Source organism: Gilliamella bombicola, assembly GCF_900094945.1.
Classification (GTDB): Bacteria; Pseudomonadota; Gammaproteobacteria; order Enterobacterales; family Orbaceae; genus Gilliamella; species Gilliamella bombicola.
Window position 1 is genome coordinate 51030 of the sequence record NZ_FMAQ01000001.1, and the last position, 18433, is coordinate 69462.

The 18433-nt window shown below is 36.4% G+C and carries 13 protein-coding genes; 2 read left to right on the forward strand and 11 right to left on the reverse strand.

The window, feature by feature from the left end:
- Positions 1–138 precede the first annotated feature (138 nt).
- Genes trpA through GA0061081_RS00280 form a run of 5 tightly spaced genes read right to left on the reverse strand, consistent with a single transcriptional unit; the run spans position 139 to position 6752 of the window.
- Positions 139–945: a tryptophan synthase subunit alpha gene (gene trpA / locus GA0061081_RS00260; protein WP_091345982.1), complete on the reverse strand. Its 807-nt coding sequence runs from the start codon at positions 943–945 to the stop codon at positions 139–141.
- Positions 942–2135 (reverse strand): tryptophan synthase subunit beta, encoded by a 1194-nt coding sequence (gene trpB / locus GA0061081_RS00265; protein WP_085247493.1) that lies wholly within the window; start codon positions 2133–2135, stop codon positions 942–944. The genes trpA and trpB overlap by 4 nt, the downstream gene beginning before the upstream one ends.
- Positions 2136–2160: 25 nt before the next feature.
- Positions 2161–3543 carry a bifunctional indole-3-glycerol-phosphate synthase TrpC/phosphoribosylanthranilate isomerase TrpF gene (gene trpCF / locus GA0061081_RS11145; RefSeq protein WP_209435331.1) on the reverse strand — a complete coding sequence of 461 codons (1383 nt, stop codon included), beginning with the start codon at positions 3541–3543 and terminating at the stop codon, positions 2161–2163.
- A 15-nt stretch (positions 3544–3558) separates the two neighbouring features.
- Positions 3559–5190 (reverse strand): bifunctional anthranilate synthase glutamate amidotransferase component TrpG/anthranilate phosphoribosyltransferase TrpD, encoded by a 1632-nt coding sequence (gene trpD, locus GA0061081_RS11150; protein ID WP_091345984.1) that lies wholly within the window; start codon positions 5188–5190, stop codon positions 3559–3561.
- Positions 5190–6752 (reverse strand): anthranilate synthase component 1, encoded by a 1563-nt coding sequence (locus GA0061081_RS00280; protein WP_091345985.1) that lies wholly within the window; start codon positions 6750–6752, stop codon positions 5190–5192. Before GA0061081_RS00280 ends, trpD begins: the two co-directional genes overlap by 1 nt.
- A gap of 425 nt (positions 6753–7177) precedes the next feature.
- Between GA0061081_RS00280 and GA0061081_RS00285 the strand changes: the two genes are divergently transcribed.
- Entirely contained in the window at positions 7178–8086 is a 909-nt protein-coding gene (locus GA0061081_RS00285) for an SPFH domain-containing protein (RefSeq protein WP_091346000.1), read from the forward strand.
- Between the two features lie 117 nt (positions 8087–8203).
- Positions 8204–8668, forward strand: a complete 465-nt coding sequence (locus tag GA0061081_RS00290) for an NfeD family protein (RefSeq protein WP_091346001.1) — start codon at positions 8204–8206, stop codon at positions 8666–8668.
- 65 nt (positions 8669–8733) lie between these two features.
- Here GA0061081_RS00290 and yqfB read toward each other — a convergent pair whose 3' ends face one another.
- From yqfB to bglX, 6 genes are all read right to left on the reverse strand, one after another.
- The gene (yqfB, locus tag GA0061081_RS00295; protein WP_091346002.1) at positions 8734–9042 is read right to left on the reverse strand and encodes a N(4)-acetylcytidine aminohydrolase; all 309 of its coding nucleotides are present in this window, start codon (positions 9040–9042) and stop codon (positions 8734–8736) included.
- An 80-nt stretch (positions 9043–9122) separates the two neighbouring features.
- Entirely contained in the window at positions 9123–10790 is a 1668-nt protein-coding gene (locus GA0061081_RS00300; RefSeq protein ID WP_091346003.1) for a bifunctional metallophosphatase/5'-nucleotidase, read from the reverse strand.
- A gap of 262 nt (positions 10791–11052) precedes the next feature.
- Positions 11053–13200: a carbon starvation CstA family protein gene (locus GA0061081_RS00305; protein WP_425337774.1), complete on the reverse strand. Its 2148-nt coding sequence runs from the start codon at positions 13198–13200 to the stop codon at positions 11053–11055.
- Positions 13201–13472: 272 nt separating this feature from the next.
- Entirely contained in the window at positions 13473–14192 is a 720-nt protein-coding gene (btsR, locus tag GA0061081_RS00310; protein WP_091346005.1) for a two-component system response regulator BtsR, read from the reverse strand.
- Entirely contained in the window at positions 14186–15886 is a 1701-nt protein-coding gene (locus tag GA0061081_RS00315; protein ID WP_091346006.1) for a sensor histidine kinase, read from the reverse strand. Before GA0061081_RS00315 ends, btsR begins: the two co-directional genes overlap by 7 nt.
- 53 nt (positions 15887–15939) lie before the next feature.
- Positions 15940–18225 (reverse strand): beta-glucosidase BglX, encoded by a 2286-nt coding sequence (gene bglX / locus GA0061081_RS00320; RefSeq protein WP_091346007.1) that lies wholly within the window; start codon positions 18223–18225, stop codon positions 15940–15942.
- Between the last annotated feature and the right edge of the window lie 208 nt (positions 18226–18433).

Sequence of the window (18433 nt, forward strand, 5' to 3'; positions counted from 1 at the left end):
GCCTAAAATTGTGAAAAAACATTACACGTTAATTCTAGCGTGTTTAATAATAATACAAGGCATAACCGATAAATTTATATCGGCACAATAATTCACGTGTCAATGCAACTATTTGTACCGATAATTCAGTGCGTTAAATTACTTATAAGTTGCCTTTTTCATGGTTTTAACAAAATTTGCTAACTGGCTAAGCATTTGTTCTGGGTTATTAAGATTTTCCTCAATAATTTTAACAGTTGCAGATCCACTAATTGCCCCAGCCGCACCTGATTTAATCGCTTCGCTAACTTGAGTTGGCTCGGAAATACCAAACCCTTGTAGAGCAGGAGGCGCTCCAAACTCAGTTAATTTTTTTAACAAATGAGTAAGTGGTTTATTCGCGCGATTTTCAGCCCCCGTAACACCGGCACGAGATACCAAATAGGTATAACCTTTACCATACTTAGCAATATTTTTAATGACTTCATCATCAGCATTAGGTGGACAAATAAAAATGGGTGCGATATTGTATTTTTCCGCTGCAACTGTAAATTCTTGTGCATATTCAACAGGTAAATCAGCAATCAATACCGAATCAACTCCCGCTTTGGCGCACTTGGCATAAAAATTGTCGATACCATTTTTGAACACTAAATTAGCATAAATAAGTAACCCAATTGGGATATCAGCATATTGCGCTCTCACATTAGTTAAAATCTCAAAACACTTTTCAACGGTTATTCCACCTTTGAATGCACGAATATTAGCATTTTGGATGGTTGGACCATCGGCCATCGGGTCTGAAAATGGTATGCCTAACTCTAACGCATCGGCACCAGATTCGATCAATGTTTGAATAATGTTAAAAGACAACTCTGGCGTTGGATCGCCAACCGGCACAAAAGGAACAAAGGCACCTCGTTTTTCAGCTGTTAATATGGCAAACAGTTTTTTATAACGGCTCATTCGACTTCTCCTTTTGCTTTTAAAATATCATAAACAGTAAAAATATCTTTATCGCCACGACCCGATAGATTAACGATTAATAGCTGTTCTTTTGTTGGATTTTCTTTGATCATTTTCATCGCATAGGCTAATGCATGTGATGACTCTAGCGCAGGAATAATGCCCTCATGTCGCGATAAAGCCTTAAAGGCATCAAGCGCTTCATCATCGGTAATGGAGACATAATCAGCACGACCAATACTATCTAAATACGCATGCTGAGGACCAACTGATGGAAAATCAAGCCCAGCTGATATTGAATAAGACTCTTCAATTTGACCTTCATCTGTTTGCATCATGGGTGATTTCATCCCAAAATAGATACCTAGTTTACCATGTTTAAGCGATGCCCCATGTTCACCACTTTCAATACCATGACCACCAGGCTCGACGCCAATTAATCTGACCGATTTATCGTCAATGAAATTAGCAAACATGCCAATTGCGTTTGAACCACCACCAACACAAGCAATCACCGCATCAGGCAAACGCCCTTCTTTTTCAAGGATTTGTTGTTTTGCTTCACGGCTGATCATTTGCTGAAATTCACGCACAATGGTTGGGAATGGATGAGGGCCTGCTGCCGTACCAAGCATATAATGGGCTTTTTCATAGCTTCCAGACCAATCACGTAATGCCTCGTTACAGGCATCTTTTAACGTGGCTGAACCTGTTTCAACTGGGATCACCGTTGCCCCCATCAGTCGCATTCTAAACACATTCGGTGCTTGGCGTTTAACATCTTTTGCGCCCATATAAATTCGGCATTTTAAACCAAGTAGTGCACAAGCCAACGCTGAAGCAACACCGTGTTGCCCTGCCCCTGTTTCGGCGATAATTTCGGTTTTGCCCATTCTTTTAGCAAGTAACGCTTGCCCTAAAACTTGGTTCGTTTTATGTGCACCACCATGGACTAAATCTTCTCGTTTTAAATAAAGCTTGGTTTTTGTGCCAGCAGTTAGATTTTTGCATAAAGTTAATGCCGTTGGTCTGCCTGCATAGTTGACTAATAAATCGTTAAATTCTTTTTGAAAGTTGGGATCGTTGATAGCTGAAATAAAGGCGTCCTCGAGTTGCTCAAGTACAGGCATTAATATTTGGGGAACATATTGCCCACCAAATTCGCCAAAATAAGGGTTTAATTTAGACATAACCATTCCTTTTTTAAATTAAAAATTAAATTTGCTCAAATGCAGCTTGAATTTTCTGTTTATCTTTAATTCCTGGTGAAACTTCAACCCCTGAATTAAGATCAACCCCCATCACCCCCGTCGCTAAAGCTGCCTTTATATTTTTTGGATTAATACCACCAGCTAAAATGACATTATTTAAATTGTGATTAGCAAGCATTGTCCAATCAAAACATTTACCCGTGCCACCCGCCCCGTTGTCGAATAGATAGCGTGAAACTAATGGATTGTCATGTTTAGGGATGGTGCTTCCAATACTTAGTGCTTTCCAAATTTGGCAAGTTTTAGGTAATTCTTGTCGCAATGTTTCGATATAGTTTTCATCTTCATCACCATGCAGTTGGACAGCATACAAAGATAACTGTTTTGCGATTTGGCATACAGTTTCAATCTCTTCATTTCGAAAAACACCAACCCAATTCAGTGGTGCAGAGGCAATAACAGATCGTGCCTTAATTGGCTGTATATAACGCGCTGAATTTGGCACAAAAATCAAACCACCATAGACAGCACCAGCTTGATAAGCATTTACTGCATCTTCGGCGCGTGTTAAGCCACAGACTTTATTTTCACCTAACATTACTTTGCGAATTGCCAACGTTAAGTTTGGTTCAGACATTAACGTACTACCAATTAAAAATCCATGAGCGTAATGGCTTAATTCTTTAACTTGATTATGAGTATAAATACCTGACTCACTAATAATAATGCGATCGTCAGGAATTGACTTAGATAAAACTTTTACCCGATTTAGATCAACGGTTAGATCCCTTAAATTACGATTATTAATACCGATTACTTTTGCACCCAATTGAATGGCTCTTTCAACTTCGCTTTCAGTACTAGCTTCAGTCAGTATCCCCATATTAAGTTGATGAGCAATTTTACTTAGATGACGATATTCATCATCGTTCAATACAGATAACATTAATAGTATCGCATCAGCTTGATAATAACGCGCTAAATAGATTTGATATTCGTCGATAATAAAATCTTTACAAAGCACGGGTTGTGTCACTTCATTACGAACTATCGGTAAAAATTCAAAGCTACCTTGGAAATATTTTTCATCAGTCAGCACCGAAATTACCGAAGCATAATCATTATAAACCTTAGCAATATTAGCGGGATTAAAATCATCCCGAATTAATCCTTTCGACGGTGATGCTTTTTTACACTCTAAAATAAAGACAGTTTCAGGTTGATTTAGCGCTTGATAAAAATTGCGATCACTTGGGGTTACCGCTGATTGAAAAGTCGCAAGTGGCTTTACTGCTTGCTGCTCAGTTAACCAAATTTGCTTATCTTCAATAATCTTTTTTAATACTGTTGCCATTTCAACATTTTTTACTAATGCTGCAATTGCCATGTTATTCTCCATTTATTATCTTGCTGCTAATTGTTGTAATAGCGCATAGGCTTTACCACTACGCATCATATCAATTGCACGTTGCGCATTTTGTTTTAAATCTAGTTCACCAAATAAGCTCATTAACATTGCGACATTGGCTGCAATAGCGGCCTCGTGAGCGGGTTTACCATGACCTTGTAAAATGGCAAGCAACATATCACGATTCTGCTCTGGTGTCCCACCTTCAATATCTTTTAAGGTAAATGTTGGTAAGCCAAAATCATCTGGAGTAATTGTAAAATAACGGATTTCGCCATTTTTAACTTCAGCTACTTGAGTTGCTCCATGAATAGCCACTTCGTCCATTCCTGCACCATGCACCACATAAGCATGGGTATAGTTCAACATTTTTAATGTTTCAGCAATAGGTTTAATTAAATCAGGATGATACACACCCAATAAAATACGTTTAGGACGAGACGGGTTTATCAATGGTCCTAATACATTAAAAATGGTACGTGTTTTTAACTGTTGTCGAATAGGAGCTGCATGACGGAAGCCTGAATGATATTGCTGGGCAAACAAAAAGCAGACTCCTAGTTCGTCTAACGCTTGGCGCGACGCTTCAGCGGACATATTTAATCGAATACCTAAAGACGATAACACATCTGAAGATCCCGATTTACTTGATACTCCACGGTTACCATGTTTAGCCACCTTATACCCCAATGCCGCCGCCACAAAGGCACTAGCAGTTGAGATATTAATACTATTGGTACCATCCCCGCCGGTTCCGACAATATCGGTAAAATCGTAATCGGGAATATCAAAAGCATCTGCATTTTCAAGTAAAGCCTGAGCGGCACCTGCAATCTCATCAGGTTTTTCGCCTCGAACTTTCATACTAATAACTGCACTCGCCAATATCGTTGGTTCAATTTTTCCTTGAATAATTAAATTAAATAATACTTTGCTTTCTTCTTGGCTTAATGTTTGTCCTAAATACAACTTATTTAGTGTTGGTTGAATATTGTACTCTTGCTTATCAACAATAGCTTCTTGTTTTGGTTGTTCTTTCTTTTCTGGTGGATTAAGTGCCCACGCAATTGTTTGCTCTAATAGTTTTACCCCTTGAATGGTTAGAATTGATTCAGGGTGAAACTGAAAGCCACAAACACGATCTTCATCATTACGCACCGCCATAACAACATTGTTGCAAAGCGCATTAATAGTGAGTGTTTTGGGAATATTCTCACCTTTTAAAGAGTGATAACGCGCAACTGGTAGCGGATTGGGCAATTCTTTAAACATCGCCTGCTGATCGTGCTCAATCAACGAGGCTTTACCATGTAATATATCACCGGCTGGCACAATACTACCGCCATAAGATTCAACAATTGCTTGATGTCCAAGGCAAATGCCGATTATTGGCAATTTCCCTTTTAAACGTTTAAGCAGATCAGGCATACAACCGGCTTCACTTGGAGCACCAGGACCTGGAGATAACATTAAAATAGGATTTTGCATTTGTGACAATTTTTCAATAATTACATCAGTCGCAATTGTGTTTCGATAAATAGTCACACAATGTTTGTTATTACGTAATTGATCAACTAAGTTATATGTAAAAGAATCAACATTATCAATAAATAAGATATTAGCCATTAGAATTCACCTTCTACATGATGTGCTGCCATAATCGCATGGATGACGGCTCGCGCTTTATTACGCGATTCATCAGATTCTGATTGTGGTTCTGAATCCAAAACCACACCGGCACCAGCTTGTACTGTTGCAATACCCTCTTCTACGTACGCACTACGAATCACAATACAAGTATCCAAATCACCATTAGCAGTAAAATAACCAACCGCACCGCCATAACTACCACGTTTGACTTTTTCAGACTCAGCAATTAATTGCATTGCTCTAATTTTAGGTGCTCCCGTTAATGTCCCCATATTCATGGTAGCTTGATAAGCATAAAGCGCATCTAAATCATCACGCAATTGTCCAACAACCCGAGAAACTAAATGCATAACAAACGAATAACGGTCCACTTTTAATAACTCTTTGGTGTAACGAGTACCTGGTTTACAAATGCGGGCTAAATCATTACGCGCTAAATCCACTAACATCAAGTGTTCAGCCAGCTCTTTTTTATCTGTACGCATTTCAAGCTCTAACCGGCTATCTAAGTCATAATCAATCTCGCCATTGGTGGTTAACCCACGTGGACGGGTGCCCGCAATAGGGTAGATTTCAACTTGATTGGTTGCTTTAGTGTATTTAAGTGCACTTTCAGGAGATGCGCCAAATAATATAAAATCATTATCTTGCATATAAAACATATACGGGCTTGGGTTGTTATTTTTTAATACCCGATAAGCCGATAACGGTTCTGGACAAGGTAAACTAAAACGCCGTGAAGGCACAGCTTGGAAAATTTCCCCCTGCTGAATTGCATCTTGCATCTTTTTGACAATTGTATTGAAATCATCATCGCTTTTATTACAAGTCACTTCAATATCCGTCAACGACTGAGTACTAATTGGTTTTATCGGCTTATTTAATGTTTTTTGTAAGTTTTCTAATTGTTGAGTTAATCGCGAAATCTCAACAGAATCATCCGTAAAAGCTGTCGCTTTTAAAATTGACTCATGATCTTGATGATTAATTTCTAATAGTGTTTCTGCCAAATAAAAACAGAAATCTTGACAACGCTGATCTGTGGGTAAACTAGGTAAGTTCTCAAATCCAGAAACGAGATCATAACCAAATAAGCCACCGACAAAAACTGCATCTTGACCGTATTGTTCTGGAATATCCACAATAGTTAATAATGTTCGTAAGGAGTCAAAAACAGATAATGACTTTAACCGTGAATCTTCATCTTGCATACTATCAATAGCAGGAAAAACCAATTTAAGTGTTTTTTCATCCATTTGAACATTGACTGGTTTATCCAAAAAAGAGTGTTGCAATAAAGGTAATAGCTTTTCACCATTTGTAGTCAATGCCTTAAAAGTGACTTCATTATTTATTGCCGAAATGCGTAATGCACTATCGACAATCATAACACTTTTAATACCTTGCTTATTATCAATTTCAGCCGATTCAAGCAGTAATGTTGCCGGCCTGTTATTACATAATTGACAAAACACTTGAGTCGGATCTTGATAATAACCAATGGTTTTGGTTATCTGTGTTAATGTTGGCTTATTCATTGTTGACTCTCTACATTCAAAGTTTATTCAAATTTATGTGATATTGGCAAGAAGCTACAAAACCCGCTTTTAGCGGGTTTTGTAAAATAAGACAATCTCATTACATCACCCTAAAGAAATCATACTCCAACAACCAAAACGAGTTATTTTATTTATATTTAAGTGATGTTTTTGATATTGCATAATTTTATTTGCTTTGAGTTATTTATCAAGTTTGTACTATTAAACTAGTTCATTGATGCAATGTCAAGTGAATATTTTGTACTCAGTAATAAAATTGATATAGAAGGAGATCGTGCATAATTTATTATCTAATAATATATTGTTATTTCAAATAACATTAATTAAAACTGGTCAAAAAATTCAATAACCTATAAAATAATCAATTCATTTTTATTATAAATAATTATAAGGATTTTTGAACTATGCCAGTATTTTATATCGTCATTGGTGTTATTGTTTTACTCGCTTTAATTACTGTCTTAAAAGCAATTACGATTGTTCCCCAAGGTTACCAATATACCATTGAGCGTTTTGGTAAATATACTCATACTCTTGAGCCCGGTTTAAATATTATTATTCCGTTTATGGATGGTGTTGGTCGTAAAATTAATATGATGGAACAAGTGCTTGATATTCCGTCACAAGAAGTTATTTCAAAAGATAATGCCAATGTACAAATTGATGCGGTATGTTTTATTCAAGTGCAAGAAGCTGCAAGAGCTGCGTACCAAGTTAATCAGCTTGAACGTGCTGTGATTAATTTAATGATGACTAATATCCGTACCGTACTTGGTAGCATGGAGTTGGACGAAATGTTATCACAACGTGATCATATAAACTCTAAATTGTTAAGTATTGTTGATGATGCAACTAGCCCATGGGGAATTAAAATTACTCGTATTGAAATTCGAGACGTTCGCCCACCAGCAGAATTAATCGCAGCAATGAACGCACAAATGAAAGCAGAACGTAATAAACGTGCTGAAATTCTTGAAGCGGAAGGTGTTCGTCAAGCAGCAATTTTACGTTCAGAAGGTGAAAAACAATCTGAAATCTTAAAAGCAGAAGGTGAAAGACAATCTGCCTTTTTACAAGCCGAAGCGCGTGAACGTGCAGCCGAAGCAGAAGCTAGAGCAACTCAAATGGTTTCTGAAGCAATTGCAGCGGGAAATATCAATGCGATTAACTATTTTGTTGCGCAAAAATATACTGAAGCGCTACAACAAATTGGCTCTGCGGACAACAGTAAAGTTATTATGATGCCACTTGATGCGTCAAGTTTAATGGGCAGCATTGGTGGTATTGCTGAATTGATAAAAAATACTAAATAAAATCGATTCTTATACTTAGATGTTTTTATACTTAAACATAGTTTTCCGACAATTTTGATAGGCGTGGTCAATTCTATGTTTAAGTTTTTCCTGAATGGATTTTAAAGGTAATTGATAATGACTGATTTTTTTATGGTTATTTATAATTCTCCCCACTGGGTGTTTATTGCTTTAGGTGGTTTACTGCTGATTGCTGAATTACTTGGCACTGGTGGCTATGGGCTTTGGAGCGGAATTGCTGCTATTATTGTTGGTCTAATTGCTTGGGTTTTACCACTTTGTTGGCCTACTTTGTGGATTTTATTTTCAATCCTAACACTTATATCTGCCTACATTTGGTGGCTTTGGCTTCGGAAAAATGGGAAAGATAAATCTAGTAAAGGCGAAATAAACCAACCCCAACAAGATTTAATTGGAATTAAAACAGTTGTGACAGATGCTATTGTTAATGGTTCAGGCCGTGTAAAAATCAAAGACGGTACATGGTCAGCAAGATGCGATCAAGATCTTAACGTTGGTCAACGTGTTGAAGTTATCTCTGTTGATGGTTTGATTTTAAATGTACTTCCCATAAATCATTAATAACATAAATTAATTCTATTTGATTGTCAGAATAAAAATACGCATTAACAATGCGTATTTTTTTGTTATAAAAGCGAAAAATGAATAACGAAAAAATATTTTTCATTTGGATAAATATCAGAAATCACCTTTTTCAACTCACTTAATGTCATATTCTCTTGTTTTGCATGTTCTTCCGTTAATTGTTCAAGAGTAACTGGTGTAACACTGATTATTTTTATAGTACAAAAATACTCATCAGTTTCAAAAGTGCCAACACGAAGCTTATCGCCAGCTTTAAAATGTGACTCTTTATTATCGCGAATAGTAATAACTTTTAAACCAGCTAAAATATCAGACTTAAAACGTTGATAAAAAGTAATATCATTTTGCATAGTAATTATCCTGCATAAGTAATCAGCCAATTTACTTATTGGCTGATTACTTATAATTATAAATTAACGAATAATGAGTACTAAGGTTCAATGCCTATGACTTTCCAATTATGATTAGACTCATCGGTAATTTTTCCTTTTTTCACTTCGATTATATATTTTATTGTCATATTACGTATAGTACCGTCTTCATCACCGAAAGCAGTACGAGAGTTCCAAATTGGTTCAACTCTGCGTCCTTCTAATGGTCCTCCTTTTTTAACCAGCATTTCATAGCGGTAAGCATTCATACCAAGTTTAATTTTCATATCATCAGTAACAGGTTTACCATTAAGTAAAGTTAAGTCTTTAATTCTTTGCCCAACAGGTTGTCTTAGATTAATGATATACTTTACACCACCAAACATATCATAAGTCATATATTTTGATGCGCCGCGAATAGGATCATATTGGTAATTATTATCCATCGGTTTTACTTGAGCAAAATAAGCCGCAGACCATTCCATATAATCCTTTAGATCTCTACCGGTAACTTCAAAAATACTCGTTTCGCCTGCTGTGTATTGATAATTATTGGCAATATCTTTACGTGCTATTTTCCCCTTATTGAGTATAGCTTTTTTATTATCAACTAATACCGATGTCACATCAGCACCGCTATAATAAAGTTGCACTGAGTTCAATAAATTAGTTAATCCTGACTCTTCTAAATAAACAGCGGGAATACCATGAATCAATTGTTGTGGAACTAAATCACTATCGGTTTCACCAATAACTTGATTAGAAATTTCTCTTAGCTGTTGATGATACGGCGCATATATTTCTTCAATTACTGGATCGGCAGGATAAGTTTTAACCGGCAAAGTTTCTGATTTCTTGTGCTCTAGCGTTTTTCTATCAGCTTGAATATCAAAAGTTAGATCCACAACTGACACCACTGTGCCATAACGATGAGGTTCAGTAATTACAACATTATTAATTACTTCTTCACTAATATTTTGGTGATTATGCCCGGCAATAATTACATCGATATCCGGTACTTGTTTTGCTATATCGGCAACACCAGTACCGGGTTTATTATTTTCATTATCTAATCCCATATGAGCAATTAGAACAATTGCATCAACAGATTGTTGTTTTAGCTGATCAACTTGCTTTTTAATTTCTGGAATAGGCATTGTAAATTCCATCTGATCAACATAACCTGTTTTATTTTCATATTCAGGTACAAATGGCGTAGTAGCACCTATAAACCCAATTTTAATTCCCTCTTTTTCAATAATCGTTGACGCCGGAAGGTAAGGCTTTCCTGAATTTTTGTAAAAAATATTGGCGGCTAGCGTTTTACCATTGAACTGCGAAATAATTTTATCAACAATTGGCATCCCAAAATTAAATTCATGATTACCTAAGACCATAATGTCATAGTTCATTGCATTTAGAGCAGCCATGGCAGGGTGTTGTTTAACATTGTAAAAACGTTCGATTTGATTATCTTGAATAATATCCCCCGCATCAACCAAGATAACATTAGCATGAGCATTGCGATACTCTTTAATAAACGATGAAATTTGTGCATAAGAGCCCGAAGTATCAGTTTTATCTGTACCATAATTCCAAGGTACCATTCTACCGTGAACATCGGATGTAGCTAAAATGGATACATTAACTTCTTTAGCCAGAGCTTGAAATGAACAACTTAACACTAAAATGTTACATAACGACAATAATTTTTTAGTAATGGGCATCTTTACCTCCTATAAAAATGACACGAATTTTTTATTTTAATAAATAAACGGAAGTAATAATGTGATTTTTTTCACATTTTTAATCTTAACATTTTAGTTAAGTTACATTATCAAGATAACTGTGAGATATTTACTGTTAAAACAAAGTATCATTTATAAAAATGCCCAACAATATGAATATTGTTGGGCAAGTGATAATTTGATTAAAAGCTGATAAAGATAATAAGATGCTGAACTAACTCAGCAGCCTATTACTTAAAACCTAGTGCGACATTGATGTTTTTACACCGCCCTCAGGAATTGGCACATAAGCGGTTTCTTTATCTGTTCTATGTTTATTATTACGCACTTTTAATGCCGTTTTAATACCAAAGAAGATAATACCGTAAACAACCAATAAGAATAAGATACTTAAACCAGCATTGGTATAGTTATTAATAACAATATGGTGCATATTATTGATTTGTTGAGCGGTTAAATCGCTCCCTTCTGCAATTCGACGATTATATTCATTCGCTAAATAGAAGAAGCCTTCTAATTGCGGATCTTGGCTAAATAACTTCAATGCTAATGCCCAGGTTGTACAAATTAACAACCATATAGCTGGAATGATAGTTACCCAAACATATTGAGCACGTTTCATTTTAATTAATACCACTGTTGCTAAGACTAACGCAACCGCCGCTAGCATTTGGTTAGAGATACCAAATAATGGCCATAAGCTCTTAACACCACCTAATGGATCAACAACACCTTGATAGAGTAAATAGCCCCATAAACCAACGCAACCAAGTGTACCGATAAAGCCGGCAATAAGTGAATCTGTTTTTTTCAAAAATGGAACAAAATTACCCAATAAATCTTGTAGCATAAAGCGACCAGATCGAGTCCCTGCATCAAGGGCAGTTAAAATAAATAGTGCTTCAAATAAAATACCAAAGTGGTACCAAAAGCCCATATTTGCGCCAGGTAGAATTTGATGGAATACATGTGCAATCCCTACGGCTAATGTTGGTGCACCGCCGGCACGATTGAGCACTGATGGTTCACCAATATCTTTCGCGGTTTGGATAATTTGCTCTGGCGAAATAACAAATCCCCAAGAGCTAACGGTCGCCGCAGCATGTGCTGTCACATCTTGTAATTGAGACATGATCATCGGTGCATCAGCAGTACCAAGCTTATGCAGATCTGGCATAGCAATACCTAATGCCGCTGGCGGGGTATTCATTGCAAAATAAAGACCTGGTTCAATAATTGATGCAGCAACTAAAGCCATCATAGCAACAAATGATTCCATCAGCATTGCACCGTAACCAATAAAACGCGCATCGTTTTCGTTGGCAAGTAATTTAGGTGTAGTACCTGACGAAATTAATGCGTGGAAACCAGAAACAGCACCACAAGCGATGGTGATAAATAAGAATGGGAATAATGCCCCTTTCCAAACTGGCCCTGTACCATCAACGTATTGTGTAATAGCAGGCATTTTTAAATCAGGATTTAAAATAACAATACCAATGGCTAAACCTACAATTACACCAATTTTTAGGAAAGTCGCTAAATAATCCCGTGGTGCTAAAATTAACCATACAGGTAACATTGCAGAAATTAATGCATAACCAACCAATACATAAGTAATCGTTGTTGCTTTAAAGGTTAAAGCTGGACCCCAATATGCATCATGTGCAATAACGCCACCAAACCAGATAGATAAAACAAGTAGTACAATACCAATAACTGACACTTCTGCTACTCTACCCGGTCGAATAAATCGCATGTAGATCCCCATAAATAGGGCAATTGGCACGGTTGAACAAACAGTAAAGACACCCCATGGACTTTCAGCCAAGGCTTTAACTACTATTAGTGCTAATACCGCTAAGATGATTAACATAATTAAGAAACAACCAAATAACGCAATAGTTCCCGGTATTGGCCCCATTTCTTCTTTAACCATTTCTCCTAAAGATGAACCGTTACGGCGAGAGGATAAAAACAGTACCATAAAATCTTGCACTGCACCGGCAAAAACCACACCAGCAAGCAACCAAAGTGTACCCGGTAAATAACCAACTTGTGCTGCAAGTACTGGACCGACTAAAGGGCCTGCACCAGCAATGGCAGCAAAATGGTGCCCAAAAAGTACATATTTATTTGTTGGGACATAATTTAAACCATCATTATTAATGACAGCTGGCGTTGCACGAGTTGGATCTAATTGCATTACTTTTTTAGCAATATACAGACTATAGTATCGATATGCGACTAAATAAATCGAAACTGCCGCCGCAACAATCCAAAGTGCACTAATATGTTCACCTCGCCGTAATGCAACAACGCCTAAACAGCATGCACCAACTAAAGCAAGGATGAACCATGGAATATGCTTAAATACTTTATTATTCATAATGATTCTCTTTGTGATTTATAAGATTAATTAGTTTATTACTTAATACTATGTGCATATTAAAAAACGTCGCGATAACATAAAACGAGTATTTTTTATATAAACAAAGATAGCAAGTAACAGCTAAAGACCTTTTCGTGTTTGAGTGTATAGTAATTTTTTGCTCTTAAGAATGATAACCTTATTTGGGTTACAGGTTAGATTAAGAGTATGAGTGGTTAAAATTAGCAACTTAGCGGTAAAAGAAATAAAGCAAAAGATATCGAGGATTATTACAATCCCAACACCTCTTTAAGCGGTTTTAAATAACGACGGCTCACAGGCACCGAAACATCATTAATAAAAATAACATCAACACCGCCAGTTTGATTGAAACGAATTTCTTTAAGTTTTTTCAGATTAATCAGATATTGCCGATGACACCTAACAAGATCGGTTTTATCTTCGAGCGTTTTTAGTGTTAATTCAGTTAGGTACTCATTATTTTCTTGATTAAACACATAAATACCACTCATTTTAGAAGAGATATAAAACACATCATCAAAATTCAATAAATAAATTCGGTTATGCCCAACACATGGGACATATTTCAGCTTCTGATTAACGCCATCTAATTGATTAATATTCCCAGAAAAACAATGATTATGCAGACGATATAAAGTTTTATTTAACCGTTCTTGTTCAATAGGCTTAAGTAAATAATCAAAAGCTTGTTCTTCAAAAGCTTTAACCGCAAATTCACTGTAAGCCGTTAAAAAGACAATTCTTGGCATGGATTCAGGATCAAGCATTGATAACATTTCAATACCGTTTATTTTAGGCAATTGGATATCCAAAAATACGACATCAGGTTGAAGTCGATGAATATCTCGAATTGCCTCCATGGCATTATTACATTCCGCAACGATGCTAATTTCGGGATCGCTTTCAAGCAAGCAGCGCAAATTTTCACGAGCTGGTAATTCATCATCAACAATAATAACGTTTAACATTGAGTACTTACATCCTCTTGCAAAGGTAGTATCAGCATGACTTTGGTATATTCATCAGGTTTACATGCTATCTTTATACCATACTTTTCACCATAACGAATCTTAATTCTTTTATCAACTAAATTAAGCCCTAAGCCTTTGGTGTCTTTCTTATTTTCACGATAATGGCCTGCGCTATCAATTACCTCTAAAACCAACGATTGTTCAAACTTATAAGCACTGATAGTCACGCTACCATGACCAAGCAATTGAGATGTACCATGTTTAATGGCATTTTCAACAATCGGTTGTAACGAAAAAGCAGGTAGTTGTGCATATTCTAATTTTTGGGGAATATCGATTTTGATAGTCAACTGATCCATAAAACGCATTTTTTCAATTTGCAAATAGGCATTCACGTGCTCTATTTCATCTCTTAGTGTGACGATTTCTTCGGTTCGCTTTAAGTTTTTTCGGAAAAAGGTAGATAAATTTTGCACGAGTTGCGATGCCTGTGTTTTATCACGACGAATAACAGCCAGCAATGTATTTAAGGCATTAAATAAGAAGTGAGGATTAACTTGTGCATGTAATAGTTTTATTTCAGTTTTAGATAACAGTTGCCTATAGTGCTCATTTTGTCCTGCTAAGATCTGTGCAGATAATAAACTAGCAATTCCCTCCCCAAGAGTTCGATTGATTGAACTAAATAATGTGTTTTTTGCTTCATAAAGCTTAATCGTACCCACTACTGTATTGTTTTCTCCCCTTAGTGGAATGACTAGTGTCGATCCTAAACGGCAATTTTTATTTATTGAGCATTGATAAGGCTCATGAGCCCCATCAAGATATTGTACTTCATTCTTTTCGATGGCTTCTAAGGTACTATTAGATGTTATTAGTGTTCCTGGTAAATGATGATCATCACCAATACCTATGAAAGCCAATATCTTTTCCCTATCGGTAATTGCAACAGCGCCAATATCAAGTTCTCGATAAATAATTTCAGCCACTTTAGTACTATTTTGCTGATTAAAACCATCACGCAATAAACCTTCTGTACTGACAGCGATTTTTAGTGCTTTTGCTGAAAAGGCCGAAGTATAACGCTCAAAAATCGCTCGTCTATCAAGCAAAATTCGCATAAACATCGCAGAACCAATGCTATTGGCAACAATCATGGGTGCGGCAATGCTCCTAACAGCATGCAAGACTACGTCAAAAGGTCGTGAGATAAGTAACACCAAAATCATTTCGAGTGATTCAACTAATAAACCTAATACACCAACTAACAAAGGATTATAGATTAGATCAACTCGTCCCTTTTTCATTAACACATAATGTAGTAATCCACTAATTAGCCCAATTAAAATGGTAGATAACATACAACTTTCAGCGGTAATGCCACCTAAAGTATAACGATGAATACCGCCAGTTATCCCAACTAGCAGCCCAACGACGGGACCGCCAAGTAACCCACCTAAAATGGCACCAATAGCTCGTGTATTAGCAATGGTATCCTCAATATGCAAGCCAAAATAACTCCCCATAATACAAAATAATGAAAAGATGCAATAACAGACTAATTTATGAGGCAAATGTACTGTCACTTGCATAAGGGGAATAACGATCGGCGTTTTACTTAGTAGATAAGCAATAACTAAATAAACGCACATTTGTTGAAGAAGTTGTAGGACAAGATCAAATTCAAACATAATACTTATCACATAATAAAACCGTCGACCAATGCCGACGGAAAATTAAAAATTTATTTATCAAGCAAAGTGAAAGTTTTCTTATCTTGTGTTGTTGAATCGGAACCAATAAACACATTAAATTTGCCAGGCTCTGCAACATATTGCATTTTGTCATTCCAGAATTTCAACATATCATATTTAATAACAAATTTTACTTCGCCTTTTTCATGCGGTTTTAAAGTAATATTTTCAAAACCAATCAACTCTTTAACAGGACGACTCACTGATGCGGTCACATCTTGCAAATAGAGCTGAACCGTCTGCATACCTTCTTTATTGCCGATATTTTCAACATTGACATTAACAACGATTTCGCTATTTTTATTCATTTCAGAACTAGATAAAGAAAAGTCCATCGCAAAATTGGTATAACTTAAACCAAAACCAAATGGGAATAATGGTTCATTTGGACTATCAAAATACGAAGTAGTATATTTTCCCATATTTTCAGTACCGCGTGGACGTCCCGTATTTAAATGGCTGTAATAAACGGGAATTTGCCCAACATTATCAGGGAAAGACATTGGCAACTTACCTGAAGGATTATAATCACCAAATAACACATCAGCAATAGCATTACCGCCTTCTGTTCCTAAAAACCAAGTTTCAAGCATAGCATCAGCTTGCGTATATTCTTCAGATAATGTTAATGGACGCCCATTCATTAAGACAATAACCAATGGTTTGCCGGTTTTTTTAAGCGCTTTAAGCAACTTTTTTTGGCTCGCTTGTAAAGAGAGATCTGTTCGACTTGATGACTCATGCGCCATACCTTCGGCCTCACCCACAAACGCAACAACAACATCCGCTTTTTTAGCGATACCAACTGCTTCGGCAATCATTTGATCCGCTGGTCTATGATCAAATTTGGTGGTTTCTTCATATAAATTTAAAAAACGATATAAATTTGCATCATCAGAAAGATTAGCACCAAATGCATAACTAACTGATTTTGGGTTATTAACCGCTCTTTTAATGCCTTCTAATGGCGTTACCGCCAAATTAGCACGACCTGCTCCCGACCAACTGCCTAAAATATCTCGTTTTGAATCAGATAATGGACCAATGACTGCAATTTTCTTATTTTTAGATAAAGGTAGAATTTCATTGGCATTTTTTAATAACACAATGCTACGACGTGCCACATCGCGGGCTTCTTCGCGATGTAAACGATCGTCAGCAAACATGGTTTCAATATCTAATTTTGGATCTAATTTACGATAAGGATCACTAAACAATCCCATATCGTATTTAAGTTCAAGAACATGGCGACAGGCTCGATTAATTTCTTCTTCTGTAATAGCACCCTCTTTAACCAATTCAGGAATAAATTGTAAAAAGTATTCATCATTCATACTAATATCAATGCCCGCTTTAATCGCAACACGCACAGCATCTTTCGGATCACTAGCTACGCCATGATTAATCAGTTCACGAATCGCGCCATGATCGCTCACCACAACACCATCAAAATGCCACTGATTACGTAATACTTCGGTTAACAGCCAATGATTCGCAGTTGCCGGAATACCATTAACACTCACGAGCGAAACCATCACCGAGCGACTACCCGCATCGATTGCCGCTTTATAAGGCACAAGATATTCTTGGAACATTTTACGTTCGCTCATGTCCGTGCTGTTATATTCACGTCCGCCTTCAACAGCACCATAAAGTGCAAAATGCTTAACGGTAGTAACTAATGATTTTTTATCAGAAAGAGATTGTTTTTGCATTTTTTCAACAAAAATACGTCCAGCCTCTGAAGACAGATAAGGATCTTCACCAAATCCTTCTGACACACGCCCCCACCTTGGATCGCGCGTAATATCAACCATCGGTGCCCAAGTAATATTCAATCCATCCGAGGTTGCTTCGTCTGCCGAAACTTCAGCAGCTTTAGCTATCGCACTACGATCCCAAGTTGATGCAATACCTAAATTAATCGGAAACACGGTTCTATGACCATGAATAACATCAAACCCAAAATAAATAGGAATCTTATTAGGGGATTTTAAAGCACGTTCTTGCATTTGAGAAAGGTCAGGTTCAACTACAGTATTAAAAATACCGCCAATTTCACCTGCTTCGATTTGATCAAGTGCTTTACTCAATGTTAGATCACCGCCAACACTGACTAAACGCAGTTGCCCCACTTTTTCTTGGAGTGTCATTTTTGATAATAGATTATCAATAAAAACTCTCTTTTCTGCCTTTGTTTCACTATCAGGTTCTTGCGCAAACAAATGCATAGAAAAAATAAGAAAAAATAGAGATAGAGCTAATTTTTTCATCATAATAAGTATTGTTCAAATTAAGAAAACAGACATGTGAATAGCATAGCGTATCCGTACAAAAAAATCTCGCTTTTTACACTACTTATATTTATGTTTTAAAGCATTATAGCCTTTATTTTATAAACAACGATGCAAAAACAAAAAATAAACTTACATCTTCTTAAGATTATTTAAATTTCTTTACAAAATACAGGTGATTAGCTATTTG